This window comes from Paenibacillus sp. P36 (assembly GCF_045866505.1).
In the GTDB taxonomy this organism is placed as follows: Bacteria; Bacillota; Bacilli; order Paenibacillales; family NBRC-103111; genus Paenibacillus_E; species Paenibacillus_E chondroitinus.
In genome coordinates this window covers 1676399-1695178 of the sequence record NZ_AP038372.1, presented here as the reverse complement: position 1 = coordinate 1695178, position 18780 = coordinate 1676399, and the positions used below count along the sequence as shown (strand labels likewise).

The window sequence follows — 18780 nt, the reverse complement described above, 5'->3', positions numbered from 1 at the left end:
ATTACCTCCTTTCTTATCTGTGTCATTAATACAAGCCTTCACCCGTTACTTTTTTGCTGAATGTATTACTGAACATAATTAAGGCTAAGCCGACAACCGACTTGAACAACCCAATAGCCGTTGTATAGCTGTACTGACGGTCAACAAGTCCTGCACGGTATACGAACGTATCGATAATTTCCCCATTTTCGTTGTTGAGCGGGTTGAGGAAGACAAAGACGCGTTCAAAACCAAAGTCGAGAAAGTTTCCGATATGAAGCAAGAATAGAATAACAATCGTCGGTAAAATCGTCGGAATCGTAATGGAAAACACTTGCCGAAGCCGGCTGGCACCATCGATTTGGGCAGCCTCGTAGAGATCAGGGTTAATCCCAGCAATAGCAGCCAAATAGATGATCGTCCCCCAACCGCTGTCTTTCCAAATGCCTGAGGAGATAAGAATCGTACGGATATATTCATTTTCCCCTAAAAAGTAGATCGGATCGACGCCGAATAAGCCGAGAAGATGATTAACGATGCCAGTAGACGGGGATAGTACGCCGACAACAACCCCGCCTACGATGACCCAAGAGAGAAAGTGTGGCATATAAACCACGGTTTGAACGAGTCTTTTGTAAGTCATGATGCGTAATTCATTGATCAATAAAGCCAATAGGATGGGAACCGGAAAGGCGAAGAGCAGATCATAGATCCCGATCAAAATCGTATTTTTCAAAATCTGCAGAAATTCGGTGTATTGGAACATCCGCTGGAAATTTTCCAACCCAACCCATGGACTCCCCTTAATGCCTTTGAATATGTTGTAGTTTTGAAAAGCAATAACTGAACCGAATAAGGGGATATATTTAAAAAGCAAGAAATAAATAATACCCGGTAGTGAAATGACATAAATCGGCCAATGTTTTCGCATAAAAGCCCATTTCTGACTCTGCGATGTGAAATTGTAAATTGTTCGATCGGATGGCTGAATTTTACTGGCCATGTTCTCCTCCCCTTCATGCCTGCAGCATTTAATGTACTTCTTTATCTTACAAGGGTTGGTAGCAGCTAGCGATGGCGAAACTTATAGCGCTTTGTGTTTTTTTATGATTGTTAAGCGAACAATTAACACTCTACGCCATATCGTTTCGCCGCACTTCGATACAGCCAATCTTCCGCGATTTGTAACGCTGTAGACTGATCAATCCAGCCCGCTTCGATTTGATTCCACAGGAACTCGCCCACTAGTCGCTTAATCACGATAATTTTGCCGTAGCTCCACTCCATGCAGCGCGCATCGGACACGATCAGCGAGCTTTTGATGGCAGGCAGAGCTTCCAGCCTGTACTGCATGCTGTCACGGTAGGTGCTCGCACGGAAGTTAAACCACCAGTGCCCGCCGACGTGCACGTTAGGGAAATTCCATGCGGCCTGCACGATATCCAGGTTATTCAGCTCCGACGCTACGACAAGCTCAAATGGACAGGCGTACGCTTCAAATAAGGCGGACAGCTTTAAGATACGCTCCGGATCATTAACCGGTACAGCTGTTCCACACCAGGAGCGCTCTACGCCGAGAAATAGCTGTACGAGCAGTCCCCGCTGCTCTGCTGCTGCTCCGATTTCGTGCAAAAGCATCATCAGGATCTCGTCTTTGGTGCTATCTTGCCCGATGACGACCTTATGATTGGCGCTGGCCTTATAGCTTGGCAGCGTCGTCATGATCCCCTTGACGCCGTCCTCTTTGTACGCATCCAACAGTTGGCCCAGCTTCGCACGTGTTTCCTCCAATGCAGCAGCACGGTCACTTGACGCTTCAATGTCCTTGACCCATGCCCCCAACTTGCCATCTATCCGTGGAATGAGAATGGCATTGTGCGCCATGCCTTGAAACTCGGCGTGCTCCGGGATATTCACGACGAAACGTCGCGCTTGCATACGGTTGGCTACCTCTTGCGCCCAATCGGCCCTTTGGGCAGACTGCTTGATGGCCCTATCGGCTTCCAGCACGGAAGCTTTATCGCTAAGCGTTATGCCATAAAGATCTTTGAGAATATGCGTGAACGCAATGTTCATCAAGGTATTTCTGGTTGCTTGGTAGGCATCCAAGAACGCAGAAATTCGCAAATCCTCCTGCAGCTCCATCGCATCTGCTGGATAACCTGCTGCCTGCATCTCGCGAAACAGCCAGAAGTAATGAGCTACTTCCCAAAAATCCCCAGCAGCGAGACGATCCCCCACAAGGTGGGTGTGCGTATCCAAAACCGGTTGCTGTAAAATATGTTTCGTGAACGCTTCTTTACTAAGTTGTATCCCCATGCTCATTTCTATTTCCTCCTCCTGCTGCTACGAAATTCGGATCTATGCTAGAATTTGATCAATCAAAGCCAATTCGTCTTCTGTAAAATGAAGCTGGTTCAAAGCCGCCACATTATCATCCAACTGCTGCACTTTACTTGCTCCGATCAAAGCGGAAGTTACGTGCCCCTTGCGAAGAACCCACGCCAAGGCCATTTGGGCCAAGCTTTGTCCCCGCTCCTGCGCCATCACGTTCAAACGGCGCGATTTCGCAATTTTCTCTTCGGTGATGTCTTCAGGCCGCAGAAACACACTGCCACCTGCCGCACGCGAGTCTGCCGGAATGTTCTCCAAATAACGATCGGTGAGCAGCCCTCTAGCCAGCGGGCTGTAAGCGATCGAACCAATGCCCTCTTGGGCCAGCACATCCTGCAAACCTTGTTCCAGCTTTCTTTCGAACATGGAATAATGTACTTGGTGGATCACAAACGGAGTTCCCAGGCTTTTCAAAATACTCGCTGCCCGTTCCGTCTGCTCTGCATTATAGTTGGATACCCCAACATACAGCGCTTTCCCTTGGCGTACCGCTTGATCCAAAGCCCCCATCGTTTCCTCAAGCGGCGTTTCCGCATCGAACCGGTGCGAATAATAGATATCGACATAATCCAAGTCTAGTCGTTTCAGGCTCTGATCAAGGCTCGCCACCATGCTTTTCCGCGAGCCACGTTCTCCATATGGGCCATCCCACATGCGATAGCCGGCCTTCGTGGCGATGATCAACTCATCGCGGTAGGGGTGCAGATCCTTTTTCATAATCTGCCCAAACGTTTCTTCCGCAGAACCTGCCGGCGGACCGTAATTATTTGCAAGATCAAAATGCGTAATCCCCAAATCAAAAGCGTGGCGCGAGAGTGCCCTGCTGCTCTCAAACGTATCTACGCCGCCAAAGTTATGCCATAAGCCGAGCGAGATCGGCGGCAGCTTAAGTCCGCTTTTTCCCGTTTGATGATAAGCCATTTTGGTATATCGTTGTTCGTCTGCCAAATAATTCATGAAAGATACCTCCTAATAGGTACAAGCTTGATAGAGTGATTACGAAAGATAAAGGGTTGCCATGCCGGAAGCCGGAATCGCCAGCTTATGAATACCTGCCGTAAACTGGGCGAACCTTTCCTCAACAATCTCGCCCGTACACGATGTAATGACCACCTTAGCAGCTGCCTCAACCGGTTCTGACACCTCAAGGTACAGTCCATCCTGCCTTCTGCCGTTCACCACCACCCACTTCGACACGGAACTTGCAGCCGGAATGGGCACAACGCTGTCATGGTAAGTGACAACAATCCCTTTATTACCTTTAACAGAACGTACAAGCGGGTATAACAACTCCGGATTCATTGGCTCCATGCTGCCATCCAGAAGCAGATCCCGGTTCTCTTTCCAAAAAGCAAGCCAATAGCCCAGCATCGCCAAATGGTCGGACGGCAATTTATCCAGAAGAACAGAAACTTGAGGGACGGAGAACAAGCAGTTAATCAGCTGGAGTGCGGCGCTTTCCACCGGCTCCTCGGGATGCCACATGATCATATCCGCATGAGCCGCCGTATTTCCGCAAATCAGTCGAATATCAATCGTCCGCACCCGGTTCTGAATGCTGTCATTCGGGCAATCCGACGCCCGAAACATATTGCCGTACTTACGCATCGCCGGCCCAATATACATTTGGCGAAACTCGATCATGATATCGGGTTTCAGCTCTCTCAGCCTGCCGATCGAATCCGTCAAGAGACGGTCAACAGCCGCCGGAATCGATTCATAATCCTTCCCTTCAACAGTCGAGGGGAGCTGCAGCTCCGGCGAATAAAACGTATCGATGAAGTCCAGCTTGAATCCGTCCAAGTCCCATTCTTTCACTGCTTCTTCATATTTATGAATGATATACTCACGGACATCCGGGTATCTCGGGTCAAGCACGGCGGCGCCATGATTCTCATTAAAGCGCAAAATTTTATCCTTGAATTGGTCCCACACACGACTGTATTTACCGATAAATGGCACAGAGTACCATAGAATAAATTTCATACCTAGGTGATGAACTGCATCCACATGCCGCTTCATATCGGGAAATTTCCCCACGTATGTCTCCCAATCGCCACAGTAGGCATACCCTCTGCGGTTATCCTCCGTCTGCCAGCCATCGTCAACGATGACGGCTTCCATCCCGAGCTTTTTGGCGATCTGGCACTGCTGTTCAATCTGTTCGTCCGTTACATTCTGGTGCATGCTGTACCATGTTGAGTACATCGGTTCTTTGGCGGCGGCTGGGACGAAGGCAGGGCGATACTCCGGCATTGAGCTCCACCACTCCTGCACGCCTTGTAAGCTTTCGTAGTAAGGAACATCTCTTGTATCCACGAGAAGTTTGGCCTCATACGAACAAAAGGGAGCTGTCGTCTCCGCAAATAATTGGACCCGGCAATGGAAATCCGCTTTTTCCTCACTAATGCCTCCCGAGTAATGAACGGTATTCAGCGCATCCGAATAAGCGAATGTAAGCCTATTGTGGCCAAGGCTGTTAAACAGCGCATAAACAGGAGCCGAGGCCGCTGCGTTCGAGCGCAATGCGCGCATCCAGTCGGCCTTAAAGCTTTTATTGCGGTCTTGCGCCGGATGCCAGCTGGCCTGAATATCACATGCGGGATGGGACCAATTGATCGTTAAAACAGGGGGAACTGCCGCTTCTTCCGCATCCAGACGCAGCGTGATTAGATCGAGGCCCTCTTGCAGCTTCTCAGCTGCAAGTGACACCGTGAACCCATCGCTCGCTCCATTTAACGTAAAGGTATGGGCAGCCGTCGTGATTTGCCGGTTCATACGGACTCCTCCTGCTGTTGATTCTTATGGCGGTTCAAGCCTGCATGGCACCATACAGTCACAATCGGATCATCTTCACTCGAATTGAGATGATGATCTTCGCCTGGCTCAACAATCACGATGTCCCCCGTTGTAACCGGCGTATGCTCCCCGTTAATCTCCATGGTTCCGCTCCCCTGCAAAATGATGAACGCCTCACAATCCCCATGGATATGATAGTCTCTGCCATCCGGTCCATCATTGGTGTGACTGCGCTCCCCTCGTTTGGAAAAGGAAAGACCGCCTGAAGATAAGTAATCCCCTGGCAAAACATCCTGCAAAATGTGTCCGCTCTTGCTATCCCGCAGCTCGCTCAAACGCAGCTTTATCATCGTTATCCCTCCATTTTCAAACGGTAAAGGCGGCTTCGGAAATCGCCTTTCCAGATCGGTAAATGCAAACCAACATGCATGAAATCGTCACCACCGAAACAGATGGCTTCGGTCTCATCAGGAGCATCCGCATCATACAAAAGATAATTGGCGCCTGCTTTCAAGCCCTTCAGACGCAGCTTCTTCAGCGGAGCATTGGGCTCAGCCAGCACTTGAAAATAAGCGACAAGTGCTTCTTTCTGGTCCTCCGACACGAACATCCAAGCCGCATCCACACCTTGAAATGGACTGCTCAACCGGTAAAATTGCCCGAATTGAATCAGCGGGCGCAGCTCCTTGTAGAGCGCAACCTGGCGCTTTACAGCTTCCTTTTCCTCTTCCGTAAACGTGGTCAAATCCAGCTCATAGCCGAAATTGCCCGACATGGCGGCATGCCCCCGCATATCCAGCGGTGTCATACGATGGACTTGATGATTCGGGATCGCAGAAACATGCGCCCCCATAGCGCTGATTGGATACACAATACTTGTGCCATATTGGATTTTTAGCCGCTCCACCGCATCTGTGTTATCACTCGTCCACGTCTGCGGCATGTAGTAAAGCATACCTGGGTCGAACCGCCCGCCGCCGCCGGAGCAGCTTTCGAACAACACGTTCGGAAATCTGGACGTGATTCGCTCCAACACCTCGTAGAGCCCAAGCATATAGCGGTGCGCCGTTTCCCGCTGCCTCTCTGGAGGGAGCAGAGCCGAACCGATTTCCGTCATATTGCGGTTCATGTCCCATTTGACATAAGTGATCGGGCTGCTGGCCAGTATATCTGTAATGACTGTTACGATGTAATCCCTCACATCTTGGCGTGAATAATCCAGAATCAGCTGCTGTCTCGCCTCTGTCCTGCGCCGACCCGGCACGTGCAGACACCAATCGGGATGTGCGCGATACAAATCACTGTCCGGTGACACCATTTCCGGCTCAAACCATAGCCCGAACGCCAGTTCCTGCCGATTCACACGGCTAACCAAATCTGGCATGCCCTTAGGCAGCTTGCCCAGATCGACGAACCAATCTCCGAGCGAGCTTTTGTCATTGTCCCTTTTGCCGAACCATCCGTCGTCAAGAACTAGCAGCTCTAAACCGAGCTGTTTTCCAACCACCGCCAGCTCTTCGATTTTATCCGCATTGAAGTTAAAGTAGGTGGCTTCCCAGTTGTTGATGAGAATCGGTCTGTGACGATCCCGATACTCCCCTCGGCATAGTCGCGTGCGGTACAGCTTATGGTAAGTGCGCGACATCCCGCCAAGCCCTTCTGCTGAAAACACAAGAATTGCCTCAGGCGATTGAAAAGCTTGCCCCGGCTCTAACAGCCAGGAAAAGTCAAAGGCATTAATCCCCATGACAACACGGGTTGTTCCATAAGGATCTACCTCTGCTTGCGCAACAAAACTTCCACTATATACAAGACTAAAGCCATAGGCTTCTCCTTGATCTTCATCCGCTTGCTTCGAGAGCAAGGCCATAAACGGGTTGAGCGAATGGCTGCTGCTCCCCCTCCGACTCTCAATCACAGATCCCCCCGTTGCCAGAGGGCGTCTTTCGATATGGCGTTCGCGCGCCCAGGTTCCGGACAAATGGAGCATATCGAACTCGGAATGCGAGATGTCGAGGCCGAAACTTAACGCTCTAAGCAGCTTCATCGAACGGTTTCCTGTATTGATATACCGAACCGATCTGGCAACCGCATCATGATCTCGGAAGACCGTATACGTCAGAATGACTTGCAACCCAATGGCAGCGTCCGTCAAAACGATATCGAGACTCTCCGCTTCGCCGTCCTCTTCCACATAAGTAGCCGGCAAGCCTTCCAGCTGAGGTTTACCCGCATATATCCGATGAGACTCATAAATAAGCTCACTGACGGTCGTTCCGTCTTCCATCTGCACCTGATAGGCAGGTACACGAAAATCACTGCCCCCATATGCCGGAAATTCCTGCGGCAGCGTGTCGAGCGACAGCGTTAAATCATCCGGATCCGTTGACGGTGAAAATGAGCAGCGGCGCCGCATGGCGAGCAGGCCGCCAAGATTGCTTCCGCGAACCCGGCGTCCAAAGTGGACGTGGGCAAGATATTTGGATTTAATCAACTGCATGATGTAGCTAGTCGACTTCCCTTGAAGATGGAAGGTTTGCGAATTCGGATCGTACACAATTCCCATATCCTGCAGCTCCTTTCTTGTGCCATTAAATCTTTACCTGTTTCCAAACCATCCGTTTAAACCTGAAATAAATGAGATTTGACCGTAGAAACTGATCGCAGGCAACAGCACTCCATAAGCCGAACATCCCCCACGAAAAGATGTAAACAAATAAATAACTGAGCATGACCCGCACGCCCCAAACGCCAATCAAAGTCGAGTACAATGGAAATCGCGTATCTCCAGCTCCCCGCAAGGCTCCGCCAAGAATGAACTGAGAGATTTGGGAAATTTGTATAAAACCAACGATCCGAAGCGCCCATGCCCCTTCGCGGATAATGGTGGCGTCACTTGTATACAGCCTAAAAATGTAGGGGGCAAACAAGATAAACACCGCCCCCATGACACCGCCTAAGAGCATGCCGTATTTCCGAATTTGCCAGACATACCGCTCAGCAAGGTCGGGTTTACCAACGCCAAGCGTTTGCCCCACCAACGTGGAGGCCGCTATGGCAAAAGCAGCCCCGGGCATAAACGAGATGCCGATAATACTCGTCACAATTTGCGAGGCGGCAACGGCAACCGTTCCAAGTCCTGCGCATATTTTGACAAACGTCATAATCCCCAGACGCATAATGAGCTGCTCAAGGCTTGAGGGGATACCGATTCTCAACATGCGGGAAATCATGCTTTTATCCAGACGGCTTACCTCCGCCCAACCAATCCTCACTGCAAATTTCCCGCTGAACATAACGACTAAGAAGGCAATCATCGCCATAGCCTGAACCGCCAAAGTGGCGATAGCTGCTCCAGCAACCCCCATTTCCGGCAGGCCAAGATGACCGTAAATCAGCACAAACCCCAGGGATATGGACAGACACCCCGACAACACATTGATTTTCATTGGCGTCCGGGTGTCTCCAGCCCCGCGTAGAATAGCGGACAAAGCGGACGAGATGGAGGAAAATCCAATGGACAGAAACATCAGCCTGGCATAGTTCAGCCCATAATGAACAACCTCAGGGCTAGCCCCCATCATTCGGAGCATCTCCTCCGAAAATAAGATGCCAAGTGCCATGATCACAACGGCGAGCACAGAGCCGAGCATGAGCGATTGCCCGGCAGCCCGGTTCGCATCCTCCCTATTGCCTGCTCCTGTGGAACGGGCAACAATGACTGTTGTGCCTGTATTCAGCGCTGCAAAAAGGACGGTCATTAGCATATAAGGCTGGCTTGTTAATCCAACAGCGGCAACCGCAACCGCTCCTAAATGGCCCACCAGAATCATCATCACCATTTGTGTCAGGTTAATGAGCAGCATCTCCGCCAAAGAAGGTCCGGCAAGTTTGAAAATCATGCGGCGGACCGCCTTGTGATCCTGCGGATCAACCGTGACGGAATCGCTGTAGGCTTCTGCCGCTTTCATGATCGGGCCGCCATTAGATGTTCCATCCCGGCAAATACGATTTCGTATTTTGCAGCATCTGCTCGAACAACATCCCCGCCTCGTTCACATCGATGTTCACAAGCGGGTCATTCACAAAAGCATTGAACGCTAACGCCTTATCCTTTTGTAGAGCAGCCTTCAAAATAAGTTCCTGATTCACCGTGTGCTGCAGCACCAGATTATGCACAGCGGGCGGAAGCTCACCTGCATAAACAGGGCGCAGACTGTTCGCTGAGAAATAGGCATTCGTCTCCACAACCGCTCCGAGCGGAATCCCCTTCATTTGACCTACATTCGGCAGGTTGACATTCGTAACAAAGGGTTGAAGGCCGATCAATCCTTTGAGCTGTCTAACTTCTTCCTCTCCCGATGCCTTCAGCGGCAGCTTCTCTTCTCCGCTAAGCAGTTTGCGGTAAAAAAGCTCCGTCGCAATGTGCTTCTCCACACGGCTTTCGACCGTCGTCAAGCCAAACTTCCAGTAGCGAACCGTTTCCGGGTCCTTCATGTACCAAGGAGGCATAAATTCTGCCAGATGGCGGTCGCCTGCCGCCGCAATAATCCCGTAACGACGGAACAAATCAAACTTCACTCGGTTAGCGGCCGTGTACGTGTTCGTCATCCAGGCGTCTTTGTTATGCTCAAAACCCGTCTCGTAATACTTATCTACAAACTTCCGATACATCGGGAGCAGATCGATATTTTGATAAGTGACTTGATCGATCCAAGTAAAATGATTAATGCCCAGTACATTCACTTTCACTTCATCCCGGTGCACACCCTCTATCCCTTCCATGTCACGCAGCATGCGAATCAATAATCCCTGCGTTCCAAAAATTTCGTGACAGCAACCGAGCGCCTTAATGCCTGGAAAAACTTCGTATAGCGTTCTCGTACAAAGCGTCATCGGATTCGTATAATTAAACACCCAAGCATCCGGCGAAAAGCGCTCGATGGCTTGTGCAATTTCCACGTACATCGGAATCGTCCGCAGCGCTCTAACGAGCCCACCAGGTCCGGTCGTATCACCTACCGCTTGGTAAATGCCATACTTTTCCGGTTCATGCACATCGGAGGCCATCTCCTTGAACGTTCCGGGAAGAATCGAAATGAACACAAAATCACAACCACTTAGCGCTTCTTTCAGCGTCGGATAAGCCTTATAGGTCCATCTGGACTTCGTTTCGGCATAATCAGAAACCGAGTTACCCAATTTTTCGTTATTTTTGGCTTTGTCGTAGTCAAGGTCATACAACCGAATCGTCCCCGACAATTGTTCGTCCAGCGCAAGATCCGCAATGAGATTTTTGGCCCAATACATGGATCCCCCACCAATATAAGCAATTTGTATCTCATTAACTTTCCCATTATTGAATTTCATTGTGCTTTGCTCCTCCTCACCATCATCCAATCATGCATACGCTACAAGTATAGAAAACAATCCGAATTAAAGGGATGGCAAAAATTTAGCGGGGTTGTGATTTTTTACACTTTTCAGTTTTGTGCACAACAAAAAGACACCTTGGTGAGCGTGCTGCCCCCCAAGGTGTCCCTTCCTTGACGTTTGTACTTTTATAAGACAAGATTAGTTGTTATAAATTCTGTACATCAAAACGGCAACTTCCGCTCTTGTCGTCTTGTTAAGCGGCTGCAGCAAATGTCCGTTACCTTGGATCAGCCCATTATTGATTAATAAAGCTGCACTTTCTACAGCATAAGAGGCAACATCTTTATAATCTGCGAAAGTGCTCATGCTTGTTGAGCTAACCCCCGTATTCAACTTGCCTGCTTGCTTCAAGGCCCTTGCAGTCATCGTCATCATCTCTTGGCGGGTAAGTTCTTCATTCGGAGCAAACAAGTTTCGATCCTTTCCTTCCGCAATGCCAAGCGCTTTCGCCATCAGGACTTCCTGATAGAAATAATCCGCTGCTTTCACATCATCAAATACAGCTTCCGACTTAGCGGATAAACCTAACGTCCTCATGAGCAACGTAATAAACTCCGCTCGTGTAATCGGCGTTCCCGGCGAAAATGCTACGTCAGACTTCCCGTTAATGACACCTTTGGAAGCCAATACTTCAATTGACTGCCTTGCCCACTCGAAGTTCGTAAGATCGGCAAAGCTTTTCACCACAAATCCCACCGCATATTTGCTAAAATGTGTCGTTCTAAACGTAACCGTTCCGCTGCCAGCATCATACTTCCCGCTCGGCACCGGCGTTAGAACTCCTTTGTCATCCACATACCAGACGACAATATGTTCCGGTTTCGTTAACTCTTCTGCTGTAGGCTTATACGGCACGGTTACTTCAACAGAAGCGGAAGGATTATTGAACGCCACTTTTTTGCCATCTGCCCACAGGGCTAAATCAACAATCGGTCTATCCCCAATTAACTGTTGAAGCGTTCCCGGAAGAGTCGACTTTTCCGTCAAAGCAATCCTTAATTCAACCTTTTTGATTTCTCCTAATTCACTGGAGCTGAACATATTTCCTGGCAAGTACGCATTCCCGATTTCCGACCTGACTTCCGTTATACTTGTCGGGGAGCCATTACTAAGAGATGCAGCTGGAATTGCTGCCGAATAAGTAGTCTCCCCTTGCATACGAACAGCTGTAATCACTCCGGGATTGCTCACAATAGCATCAGGATTTCCAGGATTCGATGGCTTCGATGTCAGTGGTCCATGGCCCGAATCTGAGTGTGAATCTGACCCTGAAGGAGGAACCGTAATCGGCCCTAACGTAGTTAACTGAAGCGGAAGCCCGCCTAATGTCTCATACACGGAACCATAGACAGATTGACTAACAGCCTTAACCCTGAATGTATAAGCTGAATTTGGCATCAGGTTGACAGCACTGTAGTTATACACATCAGCTGTTACACTTGTTAGTTTGGTATTCCCCTGATAAATGTCGAACATTGATACCGGTAAAGTTGTAGTAGCTCCGGACCAGCTTAACGCCACACGGCGATCCGCTATTTCCGTCGCCTTTAAGGAAGAATTCCCCGTAAAGGACATGGGTCCAAAAGCTTTTACCTCATTTACATTAATATCGCCATCAACTTCATCGACTGTAAATTTGATAAATCTTGCCTCCACAGGCGCGGGTAGCGTAATTCTCTCCGCTATACTCGTTATATTCGGATTGCCGTATTTCCCTTGGCTTACACGGTCGTCGGTCCATAATTTTATCCATTTGTCACTGTCTGGATTCGTGAACGCTTCACCGTCTGTGGCATAATAAAATGAAACTTTTTTCAACTTATTTTGATAACTATCATATTCAAGGGTGTTTACCGGCGTTGGTTCCCCAATATCCACCATCATCCATGAAGACGTCGAGCCCTTTAGCGCAACCCATCTGGAACCTGTATCATTATCCAAAGCCTTGCCAGCGCCATAGCTGCTTGTATCATCGTTCCAAACTCGCGGATACTGAACTTCTTTATTGAATAGTAGATTGTCGTTAGCGTTCTTTATGCCTGTAGTCGTCACTTCGCCTTCTGCACCTGCAGCTGACAGAGTCCCTCTTCGTATAGCATAGATTTTTACTTTATAAGTCCTACCGGGAGAAAGATCTTTTATCGTATACGTTGTATCCTGAACTTCTGCTGCCACGATCCTTTCCGTATCCCCGCTAACTAATGCCACCCTATAATTCTGGGCATCTGTTACAGCAGCCCAATCAACTCGGATGGATTTATCAGATAGTGCTATCGCTGTAACGGATGATGGCGGATTAGGAATAATCGGATCTCCGTCGGTGTGCAGCACCTTCACTTCACTCATCGCGGAAAGCATCGGTTTAAACGAATACGGATCCGTGTAAACCGTCCTCACGGAAAGATTGTACACGGCGCCTGGATCTAAATTCGTCAGGTTAACCTTATTGGAATCTGCCTGATCGACTAGCACTTTGCTGTTATCATAAATGATAAAGTGATTGGCTGGAACCTCATTCCAGGAAATAGCCGCTTGCGAACCTCCAGTGTATTCGATCGATACATTAGATGGCGTTTGAGGCGCGTTGTACAACTCAAGTTCAGTGATCCGTGGCGGCCCTGTCATTATAAATGTAGGATCTCCATTCAGTGGAGTGCCCGTACCATTAGAACCAGTACCATTTACAAAATAAAACTTGACATATCGGGATGTGAACGTCTTCCCTAGATCAATTATATACTGCTTATCTGCCGCATCATCTCCGCCGCTATTAGGACCATTATAGGTAAAGGATGTATCCGGTTTAAAAATAACATTGTTTAAATCCGCTTCGGAGTGATCTGTCTCATCGTCTGAAACAGCTATATTCACCGTCTGCAATCTTAAGGATTTGGCGAATAGCTTCACTTGGCTAAACGGCATTTTTTTCCCTAAATCGATGACTACACTACCTTTTTTAGAGCTTTCCGTACCGATCCAGCTCAAATCTCCTAACGCAGACGTGTTGTTCTGAGGCACTTGTGTCAAGTTCGTATACTTGACCGGGTCTGTTTGAACCCCATCCAAAAGCCTCTCCGGCTTGGCATTCGCGATTTGGAACGCATTGCCGCTTGCGGGACCATAGTTGTAAGCCTTCTTACCGTAAGCCAGGTTAACCGGTGAAACATCTACAGCAGACTTATACAGCGTCATATCCGCAAGGTAGATTTTGGCATCCTTCACATTCGGATTGGATTTATCGGCCTTTCGATAAATCCCCCATTTAGGACGGTTGATCATATCGTCCACCGCAGGATACGGCCCCTCGAAGGTCATCCCGTTATACTTGATCTCAGGACGTCTCCACATATCGAGAACTCGGTTAGGGTCGTTGTACGTCATTAATATTTCGCCTGTCTCGACGTCCTTCATGCTCATGGTGACCCAACCGTATTCCGAGTTTAAAATTTTAACGGTAATATCCACCCATCTGTCTTTCACGGCGTTCAGCGGAATACTGGCAAGCGTTTCTTGCCCCGCATCTGTACCGATATCGGCATAGCGGAACTCCAAATTCTGCGTGGCAGATGAGGAAACCGTGAACGTAAGTATCGGATTACCGTCTTCAGCGCTAGAGAAACTCGGATAATTAGCAGCGTCATGAAGCGGCAATTTATTTCCAACCAGTCCATAGGAGTTGTATGCTTTGTATTGGAAAATATGAAAGAAACCGTCAGGCTTGGTCAAATCTTTATCAATCTTAAGCTTCCAATTGTATGCGGTAATATCATTTTCCAAACCAATCCGATCGTGGTTCTCATCAGGTGGTCTGATTTCAATTCTCTGTCTGTCGTCATTCCCTCCAACGAATTGTCCGGTTGAACTATCATAAGTTGTATTATGCAAATAACAAGAAAAACAATCATTGCCATTCACTTCAACTTTGAAAACATCTTTTCCTAGTGTCTGATCATAGTAATTGGCCACATGCCTTTCGGCCTCTTCTCCAAGAATTTCTCTTGCGGTTTTGGTAGCACCCTCGACTGGATTGTCTGTTCCAAAAGCTTCGCCAAAAACGTCATAAGGCGATCTGGATGGGTTTGCCTGAATGGAAACTGAATTACCACCGTGACTGTTAATGAAATCCGGATCTAGTACATCAACAGAGGAAACACCGGCAGCGCTAGCGACATTCGCCATTGACAATAGGGAAACCTGACCTAAACCAAGATTGCAAATAAGAAACACTGCCAATGACAAGGCTACTCTTCTTCTAAAAGATTTGAATGATCTCATACGGGGCTTACCCCTTTCATATTGGTAGATTGCGATCATCGATCGTTTACTGATAAAACCGTCCCATATTGCTCATGCTCTTTAAGACTCCTCCTCTCCCCTTATAATCTGGTCTACATCAAGGAAACTTTTGTGTACACGCTTTCAAGCCTTGAATGCTTCTATCATAATCCCCGATCATGAAAAACCAGTTGCAGTTTTTTATGATACCTTTGTCTTTTTTTAACATTGGGCACGTACCCTTCATGACGCAAAAACTCCTGAGGCTTTGCCTCAGGAGTTTTTATTTAACGGACACACCGGTCGCTATTTGAGCTTCCAGCTTTATTTATGAGAACTAACGGACCGTAGAGCTTTTATCTGATTATTGAAGACGTTTTTTTGAGCCTCTTAAGTCAAATAACGGCGCTTGAGTCCATTACGGACGGTCCATTCTCAGCCTAAAAATGCGTATTAGCAGCAGCTTGGTCCGTTAGATACTGGGAGATACTACTTGGATTCGCTTCTAAGAGAATTCAACCTACTAATGCGAATTGCAAACTCACAATCCGTTAGACACTAGAAGATACTACTTGGAGTCGCCCAGCAGTCGCAATAAACGCAAAACCGTAAACCGGTTGCGCACGAACAGCGCATCCCGCAGTGACGCCGCGACCAGCTCCGGCTCCACGCCGAGCTGCTCCGGCGCAACCGGTCCCTGCACAGCCCCGAGCCAAGCAGCCAGCTGCTCGGGTGCAGGGACCGCGCGGGCGATGGCTTGCACATCGCCCCACCTCGAAGCGATGCGCGCTTTCAGCGCCTCGCTATCAACAACACCGCCATCCGCCGGAAAATTCTCGGCGATGACTTGCTCGGCCATGGCCCCATAGGCCCCGCGGATGCGCTCCGCATCCGCTTCCCGGCTCGGGGCCTGGCTTTGCGCTAGGCGCGCAGCGGCCTCGGCGGCCGTGATGTCCCGCAGCGACGCATAGCGCTGCGCCATCATCACGGTCGCGACGCCGACCTTCGCGCCGTGCAGCAGCGCCCGGCGGCGCTGCTGCAGAAGCACCATCTCCCAATAGTGGGAGAGATGGTGCTCAGCTCCGGAGGCCGGCCGCGAGTGGCCGACCATAAGCATGGAAAGGCCGGACAGCACCAGGCCTTCCATTAGCTTTAACATGCCGAGATCCGTGCGCTGCGCGATCTCGTCCAGATGAGCCGTGCAGAGCTCCACGGCTTCCAGCGTCAACTGCGCGCTCAGCTCGCAGTAGTGCTCGTCAAGCAGCACGCGGCCAAGCGACCAGTCGGCAAGCGAAGTATGCTTGCCGAGCATGTCGCCGAGGCCGGCTGCGATCATCGCTTGCGGCGCTTCCGCGAGCAGCGCGAGATCGGCAAAAATCGCTTCCGGTGAGCTCGCCGGAATCGTGGTCTTGAAGCCGCGCACGATAAGCGGCGCGCCGACGGAAGCGAAGCCGTCAACGGATGGCGCTGTCGGCACGGACAAGAAAGGCCGCTTCGTGCGGTGACCCGCGAAGCGCACGATGTCGTGCAGGGTCCCCGCCCCCACGGCAATCAGAACCTCCGATGATAATGGCGTGTCCAGCAGCAGCTGAACGATCGCTTCCTCATCGGCGGCAACTTCTCCCATCGCGTTCTCACGGATCACGCTGATGCTGACCTTGACTTGCGCGGCTTCCAGCAGTCCGCGCAGCTTTACGCCCGCCGCTTGATACGTCTTCTCATCCGCGACAAGCGTGACTTCACGATATCCGGCTTCTTTCACATAACCGGCCACCTGCCCCAGCGCATCTCGCTCAATCACGATACGTCGAATCGGAACTTCATGCTTTTGTCCACAAGCGCAATCAATCGTACGACCAAGCCATGTATCCAAAACCTCACTCATTCCCCTACATCCCCTTTCCATCTCCAAACCAAACTCCATCACTCGAACTTCAGCTTCATCGAATCCCTTACACCATCACTCGAACTCCAGCTTCCCCGAATCTCCTACATCATCACTCGAACTCCAGCTTCCCCGAATCTCCTACTCCATCACTCGAACTCCAGCTTCCTCGAATCCCCTACTCCATCGCACGTTTCTCAAGATGTACGTACAAGTACTTCTTCCCCTATTTTAACAAAACCTGTGCTATAATGATACACACTGCCTTCATCGCAAGTAGGAGGAGAATATCCATCATGCCCATTCAAACCGAAACGGAGCTCTACGCTCCGGTGAAACAATATTTCGAAGATCGCGGCTATGCCGTTCGCGGAGAAGTGAAACATTGTGACCTAGTCGCCATTCGCGGGGATGAGCCCCCTATCGTCGTAGAGCTCAAAAAAAGCTTTAACATCCCGCTCCTTGTGCAAGGTATCGACCGCCTTCGTCTAACGGAGCAAGTGTATGTCGCTTTCGAATTGCCTAACAAAGGGAAAGCTCCACATCGCTTGCAGTGGGAGGATATCCGGCGTCTCTGCCGTATGCTGGGGCTTGGCGTCTTGACCGTTCAATTCTACAAACGCAAAAAACCCGCAGTCGATCTCGTCTGCGAGCCTACGCCTTATACGTTACGCCATAATAAAAGAGCAGCTTTAAAGGTCGTCAATGAATTTCATGAACGCAGCGGCGACTACAACGTAGGAGGCAGCTCCCAGCAAAAGCTAATGACCGCTTATCGTGAGAAATCGCTGCATTGCGCCTATTTGATGCGTGAGCATGGACCTCTCAGTCCGCGGAAGCTGCGGGACCTAACGAATAACAAAGCCGTTAGTTCCCTGCTCCAAAAAAACTACTATCGCTGGTTCGTTCGCCAAAGCCGCGGCATCTATCACATTACTCCGCTCGGTGAAAAAGCTTTGGCGGACTACGTTCACGTTACGACTGCTTTTTCCCCTGCTGAAGCACCAAATTCTTAAGAGCGAACGACCACTTTATGAGCGTTCGCTTCTTCTTTTAACATGAGCAGCACTTTGTTCATCCAGATCGCGGCTTGTGCGCCCTCGCCCATCGCAATCGTTACCTGCTCTGCGTGAACTCCTACATCACCGGCGGCCCAGAGGAACGGCACACTGGTCATTTTGGAACGGGCATCTGTCATGATGTGGCGATTTTCCAATCGTTCCGCTCCTAGTTGGCGAGCCAGATCCGATTTCACTTCATTTCCACCGAAAGCAATGAATCCGCGCTCTGCTTGCAGACGTTTCCCATTAACGGTCACAAGCCCTCCAAAAAGCCCATTTTCCTGCCCAAGCACCTCTTGAATATCGTCAGCTATGTAAGTGATCCCTTTTTTCTTAAGCTCTTCCAAATGGCTGCCTTTTACAGCGCACAAGCCATGGTTAACATAAGTCAGCTTATCCGTGCGAAGGCTGAGCTTCAGTGCCATTGCGGCTCCGACATCACCTGAACCCATCACAATCGTCTCTTTATTTTTTATTTCATAACCGTCGCAATCCGGGCAGACATAAATCGTTAATCCGAGACAGGGCTTTAACCCTGGAATCTCAGGGATGCGATCCATCAATCCCGTCGCAAGCAGCAGCGTCGGCGCTTCATATCCTTGACCAGACTTCCCCCATAACTCAAAGCCATCACCCGGCTTTCCTTTGTTCACCGCTTGTACAACTTCATCCTGGGCAAAAGCTACCCCCAGCCTCTCGGCCTGCAGCCTTCCCAGTCTGCGAAGCTCTTCGCCTGAAACACCATCTGGCCAACCTAGAAGATTGTGATAACTTTTACACAAGGTCGACCTGCCATAACCGGCATCAATCACGAGAACACGGTGTTCATACCTGCCGAGCTGAATAGCCGCCTGAAGTCCGGCGATGCCTCCGCCAACAATTATACTGTCATACTGTTCCATAACCTGAAGTCCCTCTTCTCCTATCATCTATCCCTAGGATAACCGGGCA

Annotated in this window: 12 protein-coding genes; 1 reads left to right on the top strand and 11 read right to left on the bottom strand. The window is 49.7% G+C overall.

Going from position 1 to position 18780, the window contains the following annotated elements; genetic code table 11:
* Positions 1 to 25: 25 nt before the first annotated feature.
* From ACKTT9_RS07870 to ACKTT9_RS07825, 10 genes are all read right to left on the bottom strand, one after another.
* Positions 26 to 982, bottom strand: coding sequence for an ABC transporter permease (locus ACKTT9_RS07870; protein WP_407871105.1), 957 nt, complete (start codon positions 980 to 982; stop codon positions 26 to 28).
* 122 nt (positions 983 to 1104) lie between these two features.
* Entirely contained in the window at positions 1105 to 2304 is a 1200-nt protein-coding gene (locus ACKTT9_RS07865) for a glucuronate isomerase (protein WP_407871104.1), read from the bottom strand.
* Positions 2305 to 2340: 36 nt separating this feature from the next.
* Positions 2341 to 3330, bottom strand: coding sequence for an aldo/keto reductase (locus ACKTT9_RS07860; protein WP_407871103.1), 990 nt, complete (start codon positions 3328 to 3330; stop codon positions 2341 to 2343).
* Between the two features lie 39 nt (positions 3331 to 3369).
* On the bottom strand, positions 3370 to 5151 hold the full coding sequence (locus tag ACKTT9_RS07855) for a glycoside hydrolase family 36 protein (protein ID WP_407871102.1): 1782 nt from the start codon (positions 5149 to 5151) through the stop codon (positions 3370 to 3372).
* Complete coding sequence (locus tag ACKTT9_RS07850) at positions 5148 to 5522, bottom strand: cupin domain-containing protein (RefSeq protein ID WP_407871101.1); 375 nt, start codon at positions 5520 to 5522, stop codon at positions 5148 to 5150. Before ACKTT9_RS07850 ends, ACKTT9_RS07855 begins: the two co-directional genes overlap by 4 nt.
* A gap of 2 nt (positions 5523 to 5524) precedes the next feature.
* Positions 5525 to 7738: an alpha-galactosidase gene (locus ACKTT9_RS07845; RefSeq protein ID WP_407871100.1), complete on the bottom strand. Its 2214-nt coding sequence runs from the start codon at positions 7736 to 7738 to the stop codon at positions 5525 to 5527.
* A gap of 25 nt (positions 7739 to 7763) precedes the next feature.
* Positions 7764 to 9143: an MATE family efflux transporter gene (locus ACKTT9_RS07840; protein ID WP_407871099.1), complete on the bottom strand. Its 1380-nt coding sequence runs from the start codon at positions 9141 to 9143 to the stop codon at positions 7764 to 7766.
* 13 nt (positions 9144 to 9156) lie between these two features.
* Positions 9157 to 10542: an alpha-glucosidase/alpha-galactosidase gene (locus ACKTT9_RS07835; RefSeq protein WP_407871098.1), complete on the bottom strand. Its 1386-nt coding sequence runs from the start codon at positions 10540 to 10542 to the stop codon at positions 9157 to 9159.
* Between the two features lie 204 nt (positions 10543 to 10746).
* Complete coding sequence (locus ACKTT9_RS07830; RefSeq protein WP_407871097.1) at positions 10747 to 14883, bottom strand: S-layer homology domain-containing protein; 4137 nt, start codon at positions 14881 to 14883, stop codon at positions 10747 to 10749.
* Positions 14884 to 15451: 568 nt separating this feature from the next.
* Entirely contained in the window at positions 15452 to 16768 is a 1317-nt protein-coding gene (locus tag ACKTT9_RS07825) for a sn-glycerol-1-phosphate dehydrogenase (RefSeq protein WP_407871096.1), read from the bottom strand.
* A 296-nt stretch (positions 16769 to 17064) separates the two neighbouring features.
* Between ACKTT9_RS07825 and ACKTT9_RS07820 the strand changes: the two genes are divergently transcribed.
* Entirely contained in the window at positions 17065 to 17784 is a 720-nt protein-coding gene (locus ACKTT9_RS07820) for a DUF2161 domain-containing phosphodiesterase (protein WP_127457586.1), read from the top strand.
* Here the strand turns inward: ACKTT9_RS07820 and ACKTT9_RS07815 are convergent.
* Positions 17781 to 18731, bottom strand: a complete 951-nt coding sequence (locus ACKTT9_RS07815) for an NAD(P)/FAD-dependent oxidoreductase (protein ID WP_157319746.1) — start codon at positions 18729 to 18731, stop codon at positions 17781 to 17783. The two genes, ACKTT9_RS07820 and ACKTT9_RS07815, sit on opposite strands and share 4 nt — an antisense overlap.
* Positions 18732 to 18780 lie beyond the last annotated feature (49 nt).